Genomic DNA, 19,271 nt, shown 5'->3' with positions numbered 1-19,271 from the left:
CAGGCCAAGTTGCCCCTGTACCTGAGCTTTTTTGAGTTTGTCCATAATGTCAGAAAACGCGGGAAAAGCTTGCTGTCTTCGTTACTGGCTGTTTTAGTTAAAAAGACCCCGAAACCCATATAGAGCCTAATGTATTTGCGCAATATTAAGACGTATCTTGTCGAGTTGGGGCATTTTTGCAAGACCAAACCGATAGCAGCAGACTTGTTTTCGTTAGAAGAAACGGAAAACCTTAGCAAGGGCTCAAGGGCTTTGATGGCAACGCCTCCCTATAAGTTAACAATAGGTTTTGATGAAAAAAAGGCTTTGCCTTTTTTAGAGTTCGTCGAAAAGCTATATCAGGAATATTCTGGATCGGTATCTATTTGGACACCATTAACAAACACTTGTGGAACATACGAGCTTAAGTCAGTTTTTGATTTTAATTTTGGTTTTGAATTTGACGTACATGAGGACGGCATAGTTGGGTTGTTAACCCGCGATTTATCTGATTATCTTTTGCTCGATTTTTTTGTGAACGATTCGGATCAAAAGGTCTTAGAGGTTGAAATATTTGGCGAGAATTGGAAAAAAGCAAGTTACCCTGTTGATTTGCAAGCGGGTCGATGACACCCGTCTTAAAACATTGGTGCGTCTGTCCGGTCAATCCGCCCCCTGACTGGCAAGGGCGGGATGTGCCGAAATGGTTTGTATTGAGAAAGTGCTAAATACTGGGGTGAGCCACTTGGCGGTACTCTTAATTTCTTTGCGATATTATTGTATATTCTAAACATTAAATGGCCTAAAAATGAAGAAGATAAGGGCAAGCTGTTCCTCGGTTTCATGGTAAAGGTTTTAGAGACCTTAGGCATCGGATTTCCGAGTGAGTTAATGGATCCTTTACAACATGCGCGTAATTACCTTAATCAGGATATAACAAAAGAAAAGTATGAAAAACTTACCCCATTCTATTAGAAATACATTGATGACCGTAATGGAATACGTGAGTTTAGGGATAAAAACATTCTTAAGGCACGGCTAGGTCTTGTATTATGTAGTGCCACTACAGATATGGACAGCACGGGGGAAAAGTTAGCGTGGTTTCTTGAAGTAGTGGAATTCTTAGGGATAAACCTAGATCACCCGACCCAAATGATGCAGGAGTATTTTGAGTTTGGAAAAGATGACTGATAGGCTAAGCACTATGTTATGGTTTTGTACGACCAAGCGGCGCGGGGCCAACCGCAGCTCAAAGGGCATTTGTACAGGGAAAGCCTTGCGTTGATTGTGGCGCGATAACATCTAAGCAGGTTGCTGACCATATTGATCCTTTGGTTGTCCAATATTATCGTGAGGGTTCTGTGGATATAGCACAGCAAAGTTCTATTAATGCTGCTCAGCTTCATTGCCCTACCTGTTCACCCGTTCAAGGTGGGCAATTTTCTGGCTTTTCTAAAGCTTTGAATATTGATTTTAAAATCAAAGGGGAGGTTCGCCGATGAAGGTCGTTGCAAAAGTTGGATCAAAACAAATTGAGGGCTGGTTAGAGCCAACTGAATGCTATTCAGTTCTGTTAATTAATAATTGTTCAAAAGGTACTAGATTCTTGATTTGGTCTAAAAAGCAATTAACAGCTGCATATTACCCCGCATCAGACTTTGAAATAATTGATGCAACTTTATCGTCTCAGTGGGTTGCGCAGATTGACCTTAACGGGTATGTCGAATTGACTCCTAAAGAATGGTTAGATGAAGGATTTTGGGAGCGTTTCAATGATAGCGACCCTGATGCAGAGCAAATATTTTTCAAAATCATGGCATTAATTGACGCTGAGGCCAAACAGGAAACCCTCTGTTTATAACAACGGGTTCATCCGTTCAAGGTGGGCAACTTTCTGGCTTTTCTAAAGCAATAAAGCAATTTTTTGGATTTTAGAAATGGCAAAGACGTTGGAAAACAAGCAGAGGGAAATCTGTTCTAAGTTTGGAGCAACTTTTTATGGTTGCGATTGTAATTTAAAGGTGGGCATTTCTCTTAACGTCAGAAATGGGATTATGCCTATCAATGGCCTAAGAATAAAACCCAAAGGGGATGCTAATGGTTGGTATATATGGACTGGAGAATGGTCTGATGCCGATGACTTTTTTGCCCCACTTCACGGCCATCATTTGGTAGAGTGGGCACCACTTGTACTACCATATTTGGGATTAGAACCAGGATGGCGGTTTCTCATTGACGAAAATTATGAGGATGTTTGGGAAGATACGGAACTGTTGAAAAACCCGTAACGGCTAGACCCGCATTACAAGGCGCGGTTTCTGCACCCTCATATTGAACCCGAAAATCATTGGAAGTAACTATGGAATTCTGTGAGCTGAAATCTTTAAGCCTGAAAGTTGAAGATGTTTTAAAAGAATTTTTCAGTGGATACAAGATCAAGGTATCAGTTGATCATGCTGAAAGCCCTAATCCACTTTGTTTCTTTGAAATTTATGGTGCTATTTTTGCCCAGGGTAGTTTTTGGTTAAACAATGAATACCACATCGAGGCTATGAATACTGTGAGTGCACAAGAAATTATGAACGAACATGGAGAGATCAAAACGGTTGGACAGGCTTTGCAGTATGTGCAAGGGTTATGTGAGCGCGCTAACTCTAAGTAACTGATTACGAGCTCATTACTGCGAAATGATAAAACTGACCAAAGGGTCGCTATCCGACGACTTGTTTTAAAGCCAAGGCTGGGATGAAGCGGTAGCGTAATCCCAGCAATCAAGCCGCAAAAATGCTGGGGTTCGTGCCTTACCTTAGCCACGGGCCTCAACCAATTACGGACTCTATACTCACAAAATAAATGATTGCTATTCACTTGGAGGACAGATGCTTTTTCTTGTTCGTTTGTTATCTGTCGCTTTAGGTGGTTCTTGTATTGCCATTTTAACAGGGTATTTGTGGTGCATTGGTGATCGATCAGTGCTACAAAAAGTGCTGCTTAATTTTTTTGCAGTATTGATATCGATAATTGCAGCGTCGATATTTGGCGAACATTTATATAAATTTCTCAAAAAATAGTATGGAATCAATGAAAAGCAGCGGTTATGGCTAGCATACGAAAAGAAATAGCGGCACTGAACCTTTTGGGGGCGTTACCAACTGAGGATGGGACTGACCCAGCGTTGATACAAAAATATGAAGAACTCTATAGGCGTATCATTAGGCCAATAACGGATGAGGAAGCTCGTGTGTTGGTTAAGTTATTCGGTTCTGATGGTTGCTTTGGCTTGGCTTCATCTCTGGTGCATTTAATTGAAACCGCTCCTGGATGGCCATTAGAGGATTGTTTACATAATTTGGATAACGAATGGATTATGGCCTTACGAAATCGAGCCATTAGGGGAGGGCTTTTACCTGTGGATGCTGGATTCGGGAAAAATTTGTAATTCTTAGATGATGTAAAGCGGCTATTTTGCAACGGGCGATAGTGGCAAATGTCGGGCAGAACCGCTTGCCCGACCTACGCTTAAGCTTTTGTTATTGCTGATATTTTTAAGGCGTGCAAAGGATAAAGACCTTTGCACGCCAAGGCTAAAAAACCCTACCCCTTCGCCACCCCAAAGCGTTTAAACAAAATAGGCAATAAGAACAAGGTTAAAAACGTCGATGACACCAAGCCGCCAATTACCACCACCGCCAAAGGCCGTTGGATTTCTGAGCCGGGGCCGGTGGCGAACAGTAAGGGGATGAGGCCGAAGGCGGCGATGCTGGCGGTCATTAATACCGGGCGCAAGCGGCGGGCGGAGCCGATGAGGACGACTTTGGCGATGTCCATGCCTGTCGCCAGCAGTTGGTTGAAGTAGCTGACCATGACCACGCCGTTCAGTACCGCAATGCCTAACAGGGCGATGAAGCCGACCGAGGCGGGGACGGACAAATACTCGCCGGACAGCCATAGCGCGAACACGCCGCCGACCATGGCTAAGGGGATGTTCGACAACACCAAGGTGGCTTGGCGTACCGAGCCGAAGGTGGAGAACAGCAGTAAGAAGATTAAACCTAGCGACACCGGGACGACGATGGATAAGGTGGCGGCGGCGCGTTGTTGGTTCTCGAACTGGCCGCCGAACTCCAGGGTATAGCCTATCGGCAGCGGTACTTTGGCGGCGACGGCTTGTTTGGCTTCTTCGACAAAGCCGACCAAGTCGCGGTTTTGGACGTTGCTGCGCACCACGGCGAAGCGTTGCCCGTGTTCGCGGCCTATCGCCACTACGCCTTCGACTTTGCGCAGTTGCGCCACTTCGGTGACGGGGACGTGGCTGCCGTTGGCGAGGGTGATTTGCAGGTTGTCGAAGTTGGCGGTGTTGCTGTTGCCGCGTAAAATCAACGGTGTGCGCTTGATGCCTTCTTGGACGATACCTAAATTCAGGCCTTCGATTTGCGCCCGCAGCAGGGTTTCTATCGTGTCGCTATCCAGCCCCAAACGCCCGGCGGCGGCTTTGTTGATGCTCAGTTGCAAGAATTGCATCCCCTCGTTTTGCTTGGCGAACACGTCGCTGGCCCCGGTAAGGCTTTTCAGCACCTCGGCAATGGCGGTGGCTTTTTCGTTCAGCACTTGCAAGTCGGGGCCAAATAGTTTGACCGCGACATCGCCGCGTGTGCCCGTCAGCATTTCCGAAACGCGCATTTCTATGGGCTGGGTAAAGCCGAAGGCGATACCGGGGGTTTGCTCCATAACTTTACGGATATCTTCGATCAAATGGGTTTTATCGGGGGTATGCCATTGGTCTTTGGGTTTTAACACCAAAAAGGTGTCGGTTTCGTTCAGCCCCATCGGGTCTAAGCCCAGTTCGTCGGAACCGACCCGCGACACGACGGTGGCGATTTCCGGGACGTTTTTCAGCAAGTTTTTCTGCACCTGGCCGTCAAGCATGACCGATTGCGCCAAAGTGATGGAAGGCAGTTTTTCTAACTGGACGATAATGTCGCCCTCGTCCATCGTCGGCATAAAAGTGCTGCCGATTTGCATAAACACCACGACGGTGACGGCCATTAACGCGCCCGCGCCGACAAAGACTTTTTTGCTGTTGTCCATGCACCACGCTAAGCTGGGTTTGTACAGGGCTTGCAAATGGCGCGGCAACCACGGTTCTTCGTGGGAGACTTCTTTGAGCAAATACGAGGCGATGACCGGAATCACCGTCAGCGATAAGATCAGCGAGCCGCTTAAGGCAAACACGATGGTCAGGGCTACGGGGGTGAACAGTTTGCCTTCTAAGCCTTGCAAGGTCAACAGCGGCAAGAACACGATGATGATGATTAAAATCCCCGACGTAACCGAGGCGGCGACTTCGCGGGTGGCGCGGTAGATGACGTGCAGGCGCGGCAGGCGTTGCGCGGTTTGGGTATGCGCCAAGTGGGTGATGAGGTTTTCGGTCACCACCACGGCGGCATCGACCAGCATCCCGATGGCAATCGCCAGCCCGCCCAAGCTCATCAGGTTGGCCGACATGCCCATGTAGTGCATGAGGATAAAGGTGAACAAGGCCGCCAATGGCAAGGCCAAGGCCACGACCACGGCGGCGCGGAGGTTGCCGAGGAACAGCAACAGCAACACGACAACCAGCACAATGGCTTCCAGCAAGGCGTGCAGCACGGTTTCTACGGCCTTATCGACCAAGTCGCCCCGGTTGTAAAACACCTTAGCCTCTACGCCTTTCGGGAAACTTTTGCTGACTTGTGCCAGTTTGGCTTCGATGCCGACGATGGTTTGCCGGGCGTTAGCCCCGCGCAAGCTCAGCACCAGTCCGGTTACGGCTTCGCCTTCGCCGTTTTTGCTGACCGCGCCGTAACGAGTTAACGCGCCGATTTTGACTTCGGCAATATCGCCGACCGTTACCGCCACGCCATTGTTGTTTTCCACAACCAGGCCGCGCACGTCGTCTACGGTTTTTAAACGGCCTTCGGCACGGACGATCAAAGCTTCTTCGCCGTCGCTTAGCCGCCCTGCCCCGTCATTACGGTTATTGGTTTTTAGGGTTTCTATCAACCGCGCCATGCTGATGCCCCGCGCCGAGAGGCGGGTGTTGTCGGGAATGACTTCGAAACTGCGTACCGTGCCGCCCAAGGAATTGACATCGGCCACGCCCGGCACGGTGCGCAAGGCCGGACGGATCACCCAATCGAGCAGGGAGCGTTTCTCCATTAAACTTAAATCCCCGCCTTCAATGGTGAACATGAACATTTCGCCCAGTGGCGTAGTCATCGGCGCAATGCCGCCTTGGATGTCGGCGGGCAAGGAACTCCATAAGCCGTTCAGGCGTTCGGCGATTTGCTGACGCGCCCAGTAAATGTCGGTACCTTCGGTAAAATCGACGGTGATGTCGGTCAGGGCGTATTTGGCGATGGAGCGCAACATGGTTTGGTGCGGAATGCCCAGTAATTCGACTTCGATAGGGGCGGTAATCCGCGCTTCGATTTCTTCGGGGGTCATGCCGGGGGCTTTGACGATAATCTTCACTTGGGTCGGCGAGACTTCGGGGAAGGCATCAATGGGGATGTGCTGGAAGGCGTAGTAACCGCCGCCGCCCAGCATCAGCACCAAGATCATCATCAATAGCCGCTGGCTTAAGGCAAAACGGATCAGGCTACCCATTATTCGCCGCTCCCTAAGCCTAACCAATTGGCTTTTAAGGCCACCGCGCCAGTGATGGCGATGGTTTCGCTGCCGGTAAAGTCGCCGCTGAAGGTGGTTTCTTCGCCCTGTTTACCGATGACGGTAATCGGGCTAGCGCGGAAGCCTTCAGGGGTTTGCACAAACAGATAGGCCTTGCCGGCTTGCTGGGCAATCGCGGTGTTCGGCACGGCAAACACGGCTTGGCTGTGCGGTTGGATAATCTGGGTGTTAATGCGCTGGCCAGGGCGGATGTCGGTCTGCGCCCCTTTAATGGCGGCACGGACTAAAATGGTTTGGTTATCGGGGTTGACGGCCTGCCCTAATAAGGTGATATGCGCCGTGATGGGCAATGCCCCCGGATGTTGCCCAGCCGTTTGGCTATCGGCGGGTTTTTCCACTAACACCTTATCGCCGATTTTCAGCTCGCCGATACGCTCCTGCGGGATGTTAAGCTCCAGCCACAGCTCATCAAGATTGGCGATGCGGTATAAGGGGGTCAGGTTATCCACCCGTGTCCCCGCCATCACCGGACGCTCCAACACCACCCCGGTGATGGGTGCGTGAATCGCCAGCATACCCGACAAATGGCGGGTTTTTCTTAAGGTATCGATTTCGGCGCGGGTCATGCCGGCAATCTCCAGCAATTGCTGATGCTCATTCGCCACCGCTTGTAAGGCGGTATATTGGCTATGGGTTTCTTGCCAGCGCCGCTCTGGAATCACGCCGTCGTCAAAGAGTTTTTTGTCGCGTTGGTAAGCCATTTCGCTCAGGCCCAATTCGCTGGCGGCTTTTAAAAACAGTTGCTGCATGGACAATAAGTCCGGGCTGTTCAAGGTCGCCAAGACCTCGCCCTGCTTGACCTTATCGCCGACCGCCGCCGCCAATTGGGTAATAAGGCCCGCTTGCGATGAGCTGACCACATACTCATGGGCGGGCGGCACAACGATTTTCGCTGGGGCGTACAGCACAGGCACTTGCGTGACAGGAACCAGCTTGCCCAAGGTTACGCCCAGGTTAGCGCTGTGTTCGGCGGAGAGTTTGATGGTGTTGTCTAGGGCCAGGGCGGGCGGGCTTAGGATCAATAAGCCGACAATAAGAGGGAGGCGTTTTAAGCCGTTTGCCATGTGAGTGCCTATCATAATAGTATTCTTATTCCTGCTCATGGCATAACTCCCACGGCTTGGTTATAAAACGCTTGGTCGCGCTCCAGCATCAACGCCCGTTCCTTGGCGTTTAAAATCGCCTGTTGGGTGCGGGATTGGATTTTTAGCAAGTCGATCAAATCAATCTCGCCGACCGAAAATGCGGTGTTGGACATGCCCAGATGCTGCTCGGCGACTTGTTTCAGTTCGTTGGCAATGCCCAATGCGACGCGGTTGACTTCTAGGTTATGCTCGGCCTCGTGGTGCAGTTGTTCGAGGTTGCGGTACAGCAACTCGCGCTCGGCAATCAGGCGGTTCAGCTCGACATTCAGGGCGGCGATATGCGGTTGGATATGGGCGCTGCCGCCGAACGGCACGTTAACACCGATGTTAAAGCTTTCGGTCTTGTTACTGCGCGGGTCTGAGGTAAAGCTGTCGCTGTTGATCCCAACCGCGACATTGCTTTGCCCGGAGCCGACCCGTTTCAAGGCTTCCAACTCCGCTTCTTTGCGCTCAATCTGGCTGTTGACCGCTTGTAACGCCGGGTGGCTGGCTTGGATTTCGCGCAGGGCCACCAGTTTTTCACCAAACACAGCAGGAATTTGGGTGGTTTGGGTCAGGCTGGCGTAGCGTTTACGCGCGTGCATCAGCTCGGCTTCCGCCATGGTCAGTAGCGCGCGTTTTTGCAGCAATTCGGTTTGCGCCAACAATTCGTCGGCGCGGGGCAAATCGCCCAGCTCGACCCGGCGCTGAATCTTCGCCAATAATTGGCTAAAAATGGTGATTTCCGCCTGTGCCTGTTCGTAGCGGATTTTTTGCAGCGACATATCCCACAACGCCGCCCGCACCAGCCCGGCAATGCGTAACTTGGTCGCCACGGTTTGCGCTTGCGCACTCTCTTCGGCTTTCGCGCCGACGGTCGCCTCGGCATCGCGCTGGCCAATGTTCCACAACGGCACTTGCACTTGCGCATCAATATAATGCAAGGTGCCGCTGCTGGCTTCTTGGTAGCGCAAGCCTGCTTGCGGCGCACCCGCCACCCAGCTTTCGCTACGGCGGCTAATGGCTTTGGCTTCTTCTTCCAAGGCATCCAACCAATGGCCGTCCGGGTATTTGGCCAAGGTTTGTTCCACCAACTGGCTTAGGCTTAATTTAGGGTTAATCTGTACCGGATCTTGGTGCGAGACTAAGGTTTGCTCGACGCTGAACACAGGCGGCTTGGCGGCTTCTTCGCCAGCCAAAGCCGCAAAACTTAAGGGCATCGCCAGACATAAAGAATGCCAGGATAGGGTTTTATAACGCTGGCGGGGCGGGGAAATGGTAGCCATAATATTCACTCAATGCGGCGTATGCCGCTGTTTATTTACTATAGAAAACAGATGCTATTGTTTAAGACAACACGCAATATTCATGTTTTTGTTATTAAAATAAACAAGCTGTAAGGTGACACAGCCCCCTCCCCTGATGGGGAGGGTTGGGGTGGGGAGAATATAAACAACATTTTCCATTAAACAGACTAAAAAATAGCCTGCTTAAAATCGCTTAGCCATAAGCATAAGCTATTGATTTTATTCTCCCCACCCCAGCCCTCCCCATCAGGGGAGGGAGCCGTTTTACCCTATAGGCTTGTGTTTTTAACAAATGCCCTACCCTATTCAGGGCGAGCTTTATGAAAAACTTGATGATCGAGTAACAGATAGCTTGGTAAGGCGGTTATGTCTTTCCTTATCGGGAGATGACATTTGCCTAAACCTTAGAAATGATGCAGATAAATGGATTAGGAGCGGGGCAACACGGATGCTTGCGGCACAAGCGCCCCAAATCCCTAGAGGAAACGCTTAGGCCAACGGTGGGGCGCGGGGGGAATGCGCAGCGGCAGGCAGACGGGGGATAAATGGGGGGGAATGGGGCGAAAAATTCACCTCGGACGCGGGCAGATAGCCGCCGGACACACCGGGCAGCACGTCCAAACAAGCCAGCGGCGGATTATCCGCCAGCCACGCTTTTACGCTAGGCTTAATGCCGCTATGCACCCCCACCACCAGCCCTTCGGAGGGGCTGGTAAGGGTGACGGGGTACGCATCGGCACGGTCTAAAGACCCTGCCCGCACCACACCAAACCCTTCCAAACCCGGAATATGCAGCCGCGCAAAACTGTCCGCCGCCGTTTGCCCCGCATGGGCGTGGACTAACGGCGAAAGCAATTGCAGCAACACCAAAAAAGCAACCAGACTGAAACGCAAGTAAGGCAACATGGGCGGGTGGGGGATGTCCTTGGGGGTGGGGTTGCTTACTATTATAACAGCTTCTTGGGGTTAGGGGGTTGGGCGGTGGGAAAAATGCTGGGATTGGGTGGGGACGTTGTAGGGCAATGGGCGGCCCTAATAACATACTAAAAAAAACCACTTATTTTATAGTCGCATCCAATGCTTTTAACCTATCTTTATCAAGCTTGTCATTACAAGAATAATTTCCTAATGGTGTGTGGGTTTGTTTATCATTAGCCCCACGCTTAGGGACAAGACCTTTATCAAGCAAATATTTGACTATATCGGGTTTACAGTTTGATGCCGCATTAGACACTAAATCAATGGCATTACCGTCGCCGTCATGCTCAGCAAGTACCGCACCTTTGCGGTACAGGGCTTCCACCAAAGCCAAATCGCCATACTCAATGGCCTTTACCATTACACGGGCATTATGCAAATCCGCTCCCTTTTCGATCAGCAGCTTGGTCATTGGGTTAAAGGGGTTTGCCGAAGGGTACTGCGTATTGTCTTCTGGGTCAATGGTTGCGTATAGGCTGCTACGCTGTTTATGAATGCGAAAACTCAGTGTCAATGGTGTATCCCAGTAATTCTTAACCTGTGCATTAATATCTACTCCTGCTTTAAGCAAGGATTTAACCATAGCGATATTATTGGCCTGTACTGCATAATGTAGCGGCTGGGAATCGCCTGATGCCACCAGCCGCGCACCGTGCGCAAGCAAAGCCTTAAGGATGGCTGGTGTACCCCGTTCCGCTGCCCACAGTAATGGGGTCATTTGAGTGTCGGATATTTCGTTAACATCGGCATGATGTTGCAATAAGTGTTTTACCCGCCGTAAATTCCCGTCCATAACAGCCTTATGCAAGGGCGGTTGTTGCAAATACCCCGAATTATCATCGGCTTTAGGGTATAGCAGGCCTTGGCTACCGGACTGCCACGTTTTACCGCCATTCGTAGAGCGGTATACCCCACCGCCTTGCCAAGCGGCAAACACTATTTGTGGGTTGTCAGGGGCGACCGCCATGGCCGTGGCAAACCACGAATCCGGCAACTCCTTACCCGCTGGCCGCCATGATGCGCCGTAATCGTCGCTGACTAAAAATCGGCTCCGGTCAACACTACTGCGGGCACTGTCAAAACGTGAAAACCTATCGCAATTGACATAGACCCGATTGGGGGCGGAAGGGGCGACGGTATAATTGCCGCAAATGCCGTCAATTTCTTGCCAGTTGGCGCCATCTTCCGAAGTCATCAAGCCCAAGCCATGGGCATATAACAACGGTTTAGCCCTTTTCGTAACCGTAAGCTCCCTCATAGGCACAGGCTTGCCCTCATAGGTCAAGCCCGTTTTAAGCTCCCGCCAACTGGAGCCGCCATCCATTGATTGCAGTATACCGCGCTTGGTTCCTGCAAAAACCCAGCGCGGGTCTTGGGGATCATAAGCCACACTATAAACCCCAGTGCCGGAATACACAGGCCGCCACTCCTTGCCGCCGTCCTCGCTCAAACACAAGCCCCGCTCCACACTGGCGACGATGAGGTTATTGGGGGTTTGAGGGTTGATAGCAACGGCATTAACGTTAAGAAAGCCGTTAATCTGCTGCCATGAACGCCCGGCATCCGTAGATTTATAAAGGCCTAGAGGTTCTAAAAATGTCTTGGTATAAAGGATATTCGGATGCAGCGGGTCAACAACAATTATGCCTATTCCCTGTAGTTCGGTACTTTTATTCAGATATTGCCAAGAGTTGCCCCGATCCGTACTTTTAAATATCCCTTCATAACGGGTGCCGACATAAAGGATACGCGAATTGCTGGGTGCAATCGCCAAAGCGGTGATTTCCGGTCCTACGGCCATTGGAAAGCTGGCATAAGCACTGGGCAGACCAGCAATGACAAGGGTTAAGATAAATAAACAGGCGCGGGTCAGCATAAGTTAATCCTAATGAGGGATGGGTAACACCGGAATGCAATGATCCAAGGCTATGGCTTAGGCCAAACAGTTTCCAGGCGGTTTTCATATCCAGAGATTAATTTTAACATAGGAAATTCATTTCTTAGGTATTGCCACGATTTATTTATTACCTTAGGCATTGTGCAGATAGCTATGGCTTGGAAGAAGACTTAGTTTCTGCACGCTTTTTTGCCCAACAGCAATCCGTTCGGCTTAGTGGGTTTTATTGCTCAGCGATAGGCTTTAAAGTGGGTATTTCGACGCTGGCGATATTGGAAAATGTCGGGCAAAACCGCGTACAAGGCCTACGCGACATTCTTCACCGAACGGCACGGCAAACACTGACCGCCTACCAACACCACCCCAACAGCCTTTGCTCAAAGGCCAGCATAATCCCCCATCACCACCCCACAAAGCCATTAAAATTCAATCAGATAAAAACATGGTACGGCAAGTGCAATAGTTTTTACAACGACGGATTTTTTAGCCTGCGGCAAGCATAAGCCTAAGCGGTATCCGTTAACGTGTAACGGCTGGCGCGTCTGGCCAAACTTTCAACGGCTTGACGACCTAAAGGAGATGATAAGCCATGACTAGCCCACTAACGATTGATAAAAACTGGGGCATTGAGACGATAGTGTCGGAACTTAGGGTGTTGCGTGACCAGGCGTTGGCGAACCGCCACCGCCAAGACCGCCCGCCGAAAATGCCTTCGCGCAAGGCTTTGCAGAGCATTATGGAAGGCTTGTCGGCAGTTTTGTTTCCTAACCGCCTCGGTTCGGGCGAGCTGAGCGATGACGGGGTCGATTATTTTGTCGGCCATAGTTTAGATGTGGCGTTGCGGGCGTTGTATGAGCAATTGCGCCGGGAATGCCGTTTCCACGCTGAGCAGCAAGCGTTGTTTGACATTGATTGCGGCCATCAAGCCGCCGCGATTACCCGCCAATTTGCCGCGCAATTGCCCGCCATCCGCGCTTTGCTTGACAGCGATTTGGTCGCCGCTTATGAAGGTGATCCGGCAGCGACCGGGCTAGATGAGGTATTGGTTTGCTATCCGGGGCTGACCGCGATTATTTACCACCGTATCGCCCATGCCCTGCATCGGCTGGGGGCTTCGTTGGTGGCGCGGATGATCGCGCAAATCGCCCATTCTCTGACGGGCATCGACATCCATCCGGGCGCGGTGATTGGGGCGCGGTTTTTCATCGACCACGGCACGGGGGTGGTGATTGGCGAAACGGCGGTGATTGGCGAGCATGTCCGCTTGTATCAGGCGGTCACCTTGGGGGCGAAACGCTTCCCGAAAGTCGCCGACGGCAGTTTGCTGAAAGGCAATGCCCGCCACCCGATTGTCGAAGATGATGTGGTGATTTACGCGGGCGCAACCTTGCTGGGGCGTATCACCATCGGCAAAGGCTCGTCGATAGGCGGTAATGTCTGGCTGACCCATAGCGTCGCGCCCGGCAGCACCGTCACCCAATCGCAGGTCAATAATGAGCCGCCAACCTATAAGCCGCCGCTTAATGGGCTAAGCGCCCAATTGCAATAAGGCAGCATAAGGTGCCTTTGCGTAAGAGGGGCGCAAAGGGGAGCAGCCAAAAACCCTCAAACAGGCTAAAGGCCACTCTAAACCCAGTGTTCACCCCTCCTGAATAGGATGAGGGATTTGTTAAAAACACAGGCCTATAGGGGAAGACTGCTCCCTCCCCTGATGGGGAGGGAGATGCGCTTCGTTGCAACTTGTTGTTTTAATTAAATATAACAACTCGTTCGTTACCTCAAGGCTGAACTATTTATTTTAATGTTAAAAACTTGATCATCAAGCATAAAACTCCAACCACCACCAAGGAAACCTAATGTCCGATATACATGAAGCCCATACCGCGTTAAGCGATGTCGCCGCGCGTACCTTAGCCAACGCCACCAAAACCGTGCCGATGATGTCCACCATCACGCCGCGCTGGCTGGTGCATCTATTGCAATGGGTGCCGGTTGAGGCGGGTATTTACCGCGTCAATAAAGTCAAAAACGAGCAAGGCATTGCCGTGGACTGCTCCAATCTTGACGAACGGGTGTTGCCGCAAACCTATGTCGATTATGAAGAATGGGGTCGTGAGTACCGTTTGGGCGCGGTCAACAGCGTTGTTGATATCCACACCCGCGTCTCGGATTTGTACAGCAGCCCGCATAACCAAATCCAAGAGCAGTTGCGCTTGACCATTGAGACCATTAAAGAGCGCCAAGAAAGCGAGTTGATTAACAACAGCGAATACGGCTTGCTGCACAATGTCGCCCCCGCCAGTAAAGTACAGACCCGCACGGGTGCGCCGACCCCGGATGATCTGGACGAATTATTGACTAAGGTCTGGAAACAACCGGCCTTTTTCTTGGCGCATCCGCTGGCGATTGCCGCGTTTGGCCGCGAATGTACCCGCCGGGGCGTACCGCCGCCAACCGTCACCCTGTTCGGCTCACCGTTCATCACTTGGCGCGGTGTGCCGCTAATCCCTTCGGATAAGGTCAGAATCACTAACGGCAAGACCAATATCCTGCTGTTGCGCACGGGCGAAAGCCGTCAGGGCGTGGTCGGTTTGTACCAGCCGAATCTGACGGGTGAGCAAAGCATGGGCTTGTCGGTGCGCTTTATGGGCATTAACCATAAAGCCATCGCCTCTTATCTGATTTCCCTGTACTGCACCTTAGCGGTACTGACTGACGACGCGCTCGCGGTGCTGGAGAACGTCGACGTGGGCAAATACCATGACTACCAATAATCCCGATGCGACTATTGCCGCGTTCAGCCAGGGCGAGACCGGGCTGTCGGTCGCGCAAATCGAACAGGTGGCTAACCAACTGTTCGCCGCTTTGCCGGGTGCGGCAGATAACGGCGCGTTGGGTTTTGTGCCGCCCGCGTTAGCGCCGCAGGCGGAAGCCCACCCGCGAGCGTTCGCTTGTGCGGCACGGCTAGCCGATTTGTCCGGCCAAGCCGGGCGCATCGCCGCCGACGCGCTCACCGCCAGTAATGTGCAGGTGCAAGTGCAGGAATTGTTCGCCAGCTTTCCGCAGCCTCAGGTTAAGCTGACCCCCGCCGCTACCGAGCCGCCGGGCTTTTATTTCTTGGAAGAAATTCCGGCCTTTGCCAAGGCTTTGCAGCCAGCGGCGGCGGCACCTAGCCCTTCTGCGTTTGATGTGCGGGCGGTACGGCGCGACTTTCCGATTTTGCAGGAGCGCGTCAATGGTCGGCCTTTGGTGTGGTTGGACAATGCCGCGACCACCCAAAAGCCGCAAAGCGTGATTGACCGGATCAGCTATTTTTACCAACACGAAAACTCCAATATCCACCGCGCCGCGCATGAGCTGGCGGCGCGCGCCACCGATGCTTACGAGGGGGCGCGTAATACTGTCGCCCGCTTCATCAACGCCGCCGCCAGCGAGGAGATTGTCTTCGTGCGCGGTGCGACCGAGGCGATTAATTTGGTGGCGCAATCATGGGGGCGGCAGCATCTGGGCAAAGATGACGAGATTGTCATCACTTGGCTGGAGCATCACGCCAATATCGTGCCGTGGCAACAGCTTTGCCAAATCACCGGGGCGCGGCTGCGCGTCGCCCCGGTCGACGACCAAGGGCAAATTATTCTGGAAGCCTACGAAAAGTTGCTCAACCCGCGCACCCGTTTGGTCGCCTTTACACAAGTGTCCAACGCCTTGGGTACGGTCACGCCCGCGCGGGAAATGATCGCGTTGGCGCGTCGCCACGGGGCGCGGGTGTTAGTCGATGCCGCGCAATCGGTGGCGCATTTGCGGGTTGATGTCCAGGCCTTGGATTGTGATTGGCTGGTGTTTTCCGGCCATAAAATCTTCGGACCGACCGGGATAGGGGTGCTATACGGCAAGCGCGAACTGCTTAACGCCACCCAACCTTGGCAAGGCGGCGGCAATATGATTGAAGATGTGACCTTTGAGCAGACCCGCTACCATCAAGCCCCGGCGCGGTTTGAAGCGGGTACGGGCAATATCGCCGATGCCGTCGGCTTGGCCGCTGCGTTGGATTATGTGCAGGCCTTGGGGCTGGAGGCGATTGGGCAGTACGAGCATGAGCTGCTGACCTACGCCACCCATGTCTTGCAAGACATCCACGGTTTGCGCTTGGTCGGCACGGCGGCGGATAAGGCCAGCGTGTTGTCGTTTGTGTTGGCGGGCTTTAGTACCGTGGAAGTCGGCACCGCGTTGAATAAAGAAGGTATCGCGGTACGCTCAGGCCACCACTGCGCCCAACCGATATTGCGCCGCTTTGGGTTGGAAAGCACGGTTCGGCCTTCTTTGGCGTTTTATAATACTTATGAGGAAATTGACTTGTTGGCGAGTGCGTTACGGCGGCTTAAGGCGGGTGGGCGGTAAGGGAAACTGGCGTTTTTCGCGTCCGTCGGGCAGGCGGTTTTGCCCGACATTTTCCATTATCGTTTGTTGCAAAATATCCACCTTAAGGCCTCTATGGTTGGGTGGGGGCGGGGGTGGCCGATGGGCTTTTGTCGGGCAAAACAGCGTGCCCGACCTACGGCACTACAACGCCAGCAACTGCACCGCAATATTCAACACGGGCTTGGCGATTTCGCCTAGGGTTATCACCGTGTCTTTGATCTTTTTCAGGCCGTAACTCAGGTCGTCTTTATCCAAGCTGGTGCTGGCCTCGCGTAAAATCTCGGTGGGGCGGGTCAGGGCTTGGGCTTGCTCGGCGGGGATTTTAGCGTTTAAGTCCTCAATTTCTTTTAATAATTGCGCCAATAGGGTGGCGGTTTGGGTATCGGCTGTGGTGGTGTTGAAGCTGTTGGTGATGGTGTCGGCGTTTATGGCGTGGCCGTGTATCGTGCTGTTGTTGATGGTTTGGTTTTTGTTGCTGATGTTACCAGCGGCGACTTGGGCTTGGTCTTTAATATCGCCTTCTATATAGGTTGTGGTTTGGATTTGTCGGGTATCGCTCATGTGGATGTCCTCTGCTTGGTGAACGGTAGAGTTATGGTAATGATGTGAGATGGCTTGGTATTGCGCTTTGGGTAAAATCCAGCCGAGGACTTGCCCTAAATCATAGTCTAAACCCAATGGCGAGGTATAAGACCGCTCGCCCTTATTGGCCGAAGCCCATAGCTGTTTATAAGGGGCTTTTTCTTCCGGCAAGCCCAGCCTATCGCTTCGGCAAGCCGCTAAGGGTAGGGCTATCATTTGCTGATAGTCCAAGTCTAAACGCGCCAATATCCGCACCACTTCGGCGTTTAATAGGCTAAGGTAATCCTTGGCATCTGCACCCTGTACGGTGATTGACAGCACCCGGTCGTGGTAATCGACTTTTGCTAGGGCTTGTGCTTTATAGGTTTTATTGGCCAGCAACACCCCGCATTGCCAGACATTCTCGCCGACAATTTCCTCGTGGCGGCTGACGATAAGCTCCGGCATGACGTGGCGCGGTAAAAAGCCCCGAAAGACAAACTCAAATGCTAAGCCGCCTGTTTGGGTAAAAGGGATGTTGCTGGGCTGGTCGCTAGGCAATAGCTCAGGGATTATCTGGATATCGCGACTGAGCAGATAAGGATAGGCCAGTTTAAATTCGTGCATGGCATCCATAATAAAACGGCATTTGTGGCCTGAATAGTCCAGGTTATTGCCTTGTTCGTCATAAATCGGCTTATCGCGTAAAATCTTCACCACTTCCGCATCGGTTAACCGTGCTTGGCGATGATACATTAAGGTATAGACCCCATGTGTTAGCCAACGCGGGTTCAGAATATAGTCATCCAGATAATCTAATTGCGGAAAGTGGATTACCACCCCCAACTTGTCCAAAATATCCAGCAGCCATGCCCGGTTTTGTACACCGTCTTCACCTATACCGTGGCGTTGGCACAGGGCGGTAAATTCGTCTTGTTTTAAAAACGCCGATTGTTCCTGATAAGGGCGTAGGTCTTGCAAGACCGCGAACTGTTCTTGAGTGAACAACATTTGGTGGGTGCCGACTTTGCGCAGTTGCTCACAAAAGTCTTCTTGAAAACTGGCGAACTTGTTCTTATAAGCCGTTTGCGCTTGGGTGCAAGATAACGGATAAAAGCCGACAATGCTCGGATATTTGCCCTGCAAATAAGCCATATCGAGATTAACGCTGGCTAGATCGGTTTTGTTGCCGACTATCATCACCGGGGCATTACCGCCAAAGCTTTTCACATGTTGCAGCCAATATTCCGCCTGTTCGGTGCCGTTAATCTCGCTACGCGCGTTCAGCACCAGCACATACAGGCAAGAAGAACGTAAGAAAAACTGGTGGGTGGCATGAGCCATGACTTGTCCACCAAAATCCCAAAAATGCGCTTTAATGTCGGTATCGGGTACAGGCCAGTCGCGGATGTCGATACCTGCGGTCATCGGCTCTTTACCTTCCGTCACAGGTTCGTTATGCAGGGCGCGGATGAGTGAGGTTTTCCCTGCTTCGCCGTAGCCGATAAAAATGGCGCGGACGCGGTTAAGGGGTTGGGTGGCGTTTTTTACTACCAGATTTTTCAGGTAGGCGTTAAGCGCGGTTACGCCTTGGCTGTCTATCTCTTTTGGGATGTTAACCCATTGCTCTAGTAAATCAACATCAATGGGTTTGCCTTGTAGCCGCTCTTCGTACCAATCCAGCCAAACCTCAAATCCTGCATCCAAGCTTAAGGCATCTGTTTTAAAGTCGTTTAGCCATTGTTGCCATTCTTTTGGCAGCGGGCTTGACCACAAGGAAGCGTGTAAAAACGCCTCGGCTGTCAATTGGTCAATTAAAATCAAATCTGCTTGGACTTCTTTTAATATAGTATTGTAGGAGTAGATAGCGCAGATGGCGGCTTCGGTGGCGGCGGTGGCGTAGGTATTGGCATAGACTGCATCGGCGGCGGCGATGGCGGTGGCGGCTTCGGCGGCGGCGATGGAGGCATAGAAGGCGATGTAGGCATTGGCGGCATTGGCGGCATCGGCGGCGTTAGTTACGTTGGCTATGATGTTGAAGATTTCGGCGGCGGCGAAGGTATTGAACACTGAAATATAACACATACATGAAGCATACGCCTTTAAGAGGGAAGCTAAATTAACCTGCTTGTTCTCTTTCTGCCAAAACCAAAACGCCTCCCGCTTTTTTTTAAAGACAAAACTTGGTTTCTTTTGCAACGCCAACAACGGCAATACCCGCATCGCCGAACGTACTGCAAATGCAACCTGGTGTTCTGTACTCTTATCCTTTAACTG

General features: G+C 51.8%; 14 protein-coding genes. 8 read left to right on the top strand and 6 right to left on the bottom strand.

The features are described 5' to 3' along the window. The first annotated feature begins 129 nt into the window (after positions 1 to 129). The 5 genes from AADEFJLK_RS18995 to AADEFJLK_RS18970 all read left to right on the top strand — a co-directional run bounded on the left by AADEFJLK_RS18995 (position 130) and on the right by AADEFJLK_RS18970 (position 3,418). On the top strand, positions 130 to 609 hold the full coding sequence (locus tag AADEFJLK_RS18995; RefSeq protein WP_103975374.1) for a hypothetical protein: 480 nt from the start codon (positions 130 to 132) through the stop codon (positions 607 to 609). 868 nt (positions 610 to 1,477) lie between these two features. Then, positions 1,478 to 1,840 (top strand): hypothetical protein, encoded by a 363-nt coding sequence (locus AADEFJLK_RS18985; RefSeq protein WP_103975372.1) that lies wholly within the window; start codon positions 1,478 to 1,480, stop codon positions 1,838 to 1,840. Between the two features lie 76 nt (positions 1,841 to 1,916). Beyond that, entirely contained in the window at positions 1,917 to 2,267 is a 351-nt protein-coding gene (locus AADEFJLK_RS18980) for an immunity protein Imm33 domain-containing protein (protein WP_170065183.1), read from the top strand. Positions 2,268 to 2,338: 71 nt separating this feature from the next. Continuing rightward, the gene (locus AADEFJLK_RS18975; RefSeq protein WP_103975371.1) at positions 2,339 to 2,641 is read left to right on the top strand and encodes a hypothetical protein; all 303 of its coding nucleotides are present in this window, start codon (positions 2,339 to 2,341) and stop codon (positions 2,639 to 2,641) included. A gap of 435 nt (positions 2,642 to 3,076) precedes the next feature. Beyond that, a complete protein-coding gene (locus tag AADEFJLK_RS18970) occupies positions 3,077 to 3,418 on the top strand; it encodes a hypothetical protein (protein WP_103975370.1) in 342 nt (113 codons plus the stop codon). Between the two features lie 155 nt (positions 3,419 to 3,573). Here AADEFJLK_RS18970 and AADEFJLK_RS18965 read toward each other — a convergent pair whose 3' ends face one another. From AADEFJLK_RS18965 to AADEFJLK_RS18945, 5 genes are all read right to left on the bottom strand, one after another. Then, positions 3,574 to 6,627 carry an efflux RND transporter permease subunit gene (locus AADEFJLK_RS18965; RefSeq protein ID WP_103975369.1) on the bottom strand — a complete coding sequence of 1,018 codons (3,054 nt, stop codon included), beginning with the start codon at positions 6,625 to 6,627 and terminating at the stop codon, positions 3,574 to 3,576. After that, entirely contained in the window at positions 6,627 to 7,772 is a 1,146-nt protein-coding gene (locus AADEFJLK_RS18960; RefSeq protein ID WP_249028084.1) for an efflux RND transporter periplasmic adaptor subunit, read from the bottom strand. The genes AADEFJLK_RS18965 and AADEFJLK_RS18960 overlap by 1 nt, the downstream gene beginning before the upstream one ends. 35 nt (positions 7,773 to 7,807) lie before the next feature. Next, positions 7,808 to 9,118, bottom strand: a complete 1,311-nt coding sequence (locus AADEFJLK_RS18955) for a TolC family protein (RefSeq protein WP_249028083.1) — start codon at positions 9,116 to 9,118, stop codon at positions 7,808 to 7,810. A 510-nt stretch (positions 9,119 to 9,628) separates the two neighbouring features. Further along, positions 9,629 to 10,045: a hypothetical protein gene (locus AADEFJLK_RS18950; RefSeq protein WP_103975367.1), complete on the bottom strand. Its 417-nt coding sequence runs from the start codon at positions 10,043 to 10,045 to the stop codon at positions 9,629 to 9,631. Positions 10,046 to 10,196: 151 nt separating this feature from the next. Continuing rightward, positions 10,197 to 11,993, bottom strand: a complete 1,797-nt coding sequence (locus tag AADEFJLK_RS18945) for an ankyrin repeat domain-containing protein (protein WP_088621098.1) — start codon at positions 11,991 to 11,993, stop codon at positions 10,197 to 10,199. Positions 11,994 to 12,603: 610 nt separating this feature from the next. Between AADEFJLK_RS18945 and epsC the strand changes: the two genes are divergently transcribed. From epsC to AADEFJLK_RS18930, 3 genes are all read left to right on the top strand, one after another. Next, the gene (epsC, locus tag AADEFJLK_RS18940) at positions 12,604 to 13,563 is read left to right on the top strand and encodes a serine O-acetyltransferase EpsC (protein WP_103975366.1); all 960 of its coding nucleotides are present in this window, start codon (positions 12,604 to 12,606) and stop codon (positions 13,561 to 13,563) included. A gap of 307 nt (positions 13,564 to 13,870) precedes the next feature. Further along, positions 13,871 to 14,788 (top strand): family 2A encapsulin nanocompartment shell protein, encoded by a 918-nt coding sequence (locus AADEFJLK_RS18935; RefSeq protein WP_088621096.1) that lies wholly within the window; start codon positions 13,871 to 13,873, stop codon positions 14,786 to 14,788. Then, the gene (locus AADEFJLK_RS18930; RefSeq protein ID WP_103975365.1) at positions 14,775 to 16,412 is read left to right on the top strand and encodes a family 2A encapsulin nanocompartment cargo protein cysteine desulfurase; all 1,638 of its coding nucleotides are present in this window, start codon (positions 14,775 to 14,777) and stop codon (positions 16,410 to 16,412) included. Before AADEFJLK_RS18935 ends, AADEFJLK_RS18930 begins: the two co-directional genes overlap by 14 nt. 162 nt (positions 16,413 to 16,574) lie before the next feature. Here AADEFJLK_RS18930 and AADEFJLK_RS18925 read toward each other — a convergent pair whose 3' ends face one another. After that, on the bottom strand, positions 16,575 to 19,079 hold the full coding sequence (locus AADEFJLK_RS18925) for a COR domain-containing protein (protein WP_146054666.1): 2,505 nt from the start codon (positions 19,077 to 19,079) through the stop codon (positions 16,575 to 16,577). Between the last annotated feature and the right edge of the window lie 192 nt (positions 19,080 to 19,271).

The sequence above is a fragment of the Methylovulum psychrotolerans genome (assembly GCF_002923755.1).
GTDB classification, from domain to species: Bacteria; Pseudomonadota; Gammaproteobacteria; order Methylococcales; family Methylomonadaceae; genus Methylovulum; species Methylovulum psychrotolerans.
The sequence above is the reverse complement of the archived record's forward strand: the minus strand, read 5'-3'. Positions and strand labels throughout refer to the sequence as shown.

Coding starts and splice junctions, on each gene's coding strand:
- AADEFJLK_RS18995 (WP_103975374.1), top strand. CDS start 130: ATGTATTTGCGCAATATTAAGACGTATCTTGTCGAGTTGGGGCATTTT.
- AADEFJLK_RS18985 (WP_103975372.1), top strand. CDS start 1,478: ATGAAGGTCGTTGCAAAAGTTGGATCAAAACAAATTGAGGGCTGGTTA.
- AADEFJLK_RS18980 (WP_170065183.1), top strand. CDS start 1,917: ATGGCAAAGACGTTGGAAAACAAGCAGAGGGAAATCTGTTCTAAGTTT.
- AADEFJLK_RS18975 (WP_103975371.1), top strand. CDS start 2,339: ATGGAATTCTGTGAGCTGAAATCTTTAAGCCTGAAAGTTGAAGATGTT.
- AADEFJLK_RS18970 (WP_103975370.1), top strand. CDS start 3,077: ATGGCTAGCATACGAAAAGAAATAGCGGCACTGAACCTTTTGGGGGCG.
- AADEFJLK_RS18965 (WP_103975369.1), bottom strand. CDS start 6,627: ATGGGTAGCCTGATCCGTTTTGCCTTAAGCCAGCGGCTATTGATGATG.
- AADEFJLK_RS18960 (WP_249028084.1), bottom strand. CDS start 7,772: ATGGCAAACGGCTTAAAACGCCTCCCTCTTATTGTCGGCTTATTGATC.
- AADEFJLK_RS18955 (WP_249028083.1), bottom strand. CDS start 9,118: ATGGCTACCATTTCCCCGCCCCGCCAGCGTTATAAAACCCTATCCTGG.
- AADEFJLK_RS18950 (WP_103975367.1), bottom strand. CDS start 10,045: ATGTTGCCTTACTTGCGTTTCAGTCTGGTTGCTTTTTTGGTGTTGCTG.
- AADEFJLK_RS18945 (WP_088621098.1), bottom strand. CDS start 11,993: ATGCTGACCCGCGCCTGTTTATTTATCTTAACCCTTGTCATTGCTGGT.
- epsC (WP_103975366.1), top strand. CDS start 12,604: ATGACTAGCCCACTAACGATTGATAAAAACTGGGGCATTGAGACGATA.
- AADEFJLK_RS18935 (WP_088621096.1), top strand. CDS start 13,871: ATGTCCGATATACATGAAGCCCATACCGCGTTAAGCGATGTCGCCGCG.
- AADEFJLK_RS18930 (WP_103975365.1), top strand. CDS start 14,775: ATGACTACCAATAATCCCGATGCGACTATTGCCGCGTTCAGCCAGGGC.
- AADEFJLK_RS18925 (WP_146054666.1), bottom strand. CDS start 19,079: ATGTGTTATATTTCAGTGTTCAATACCTTCGCCGCCGCCGAAATCTTC.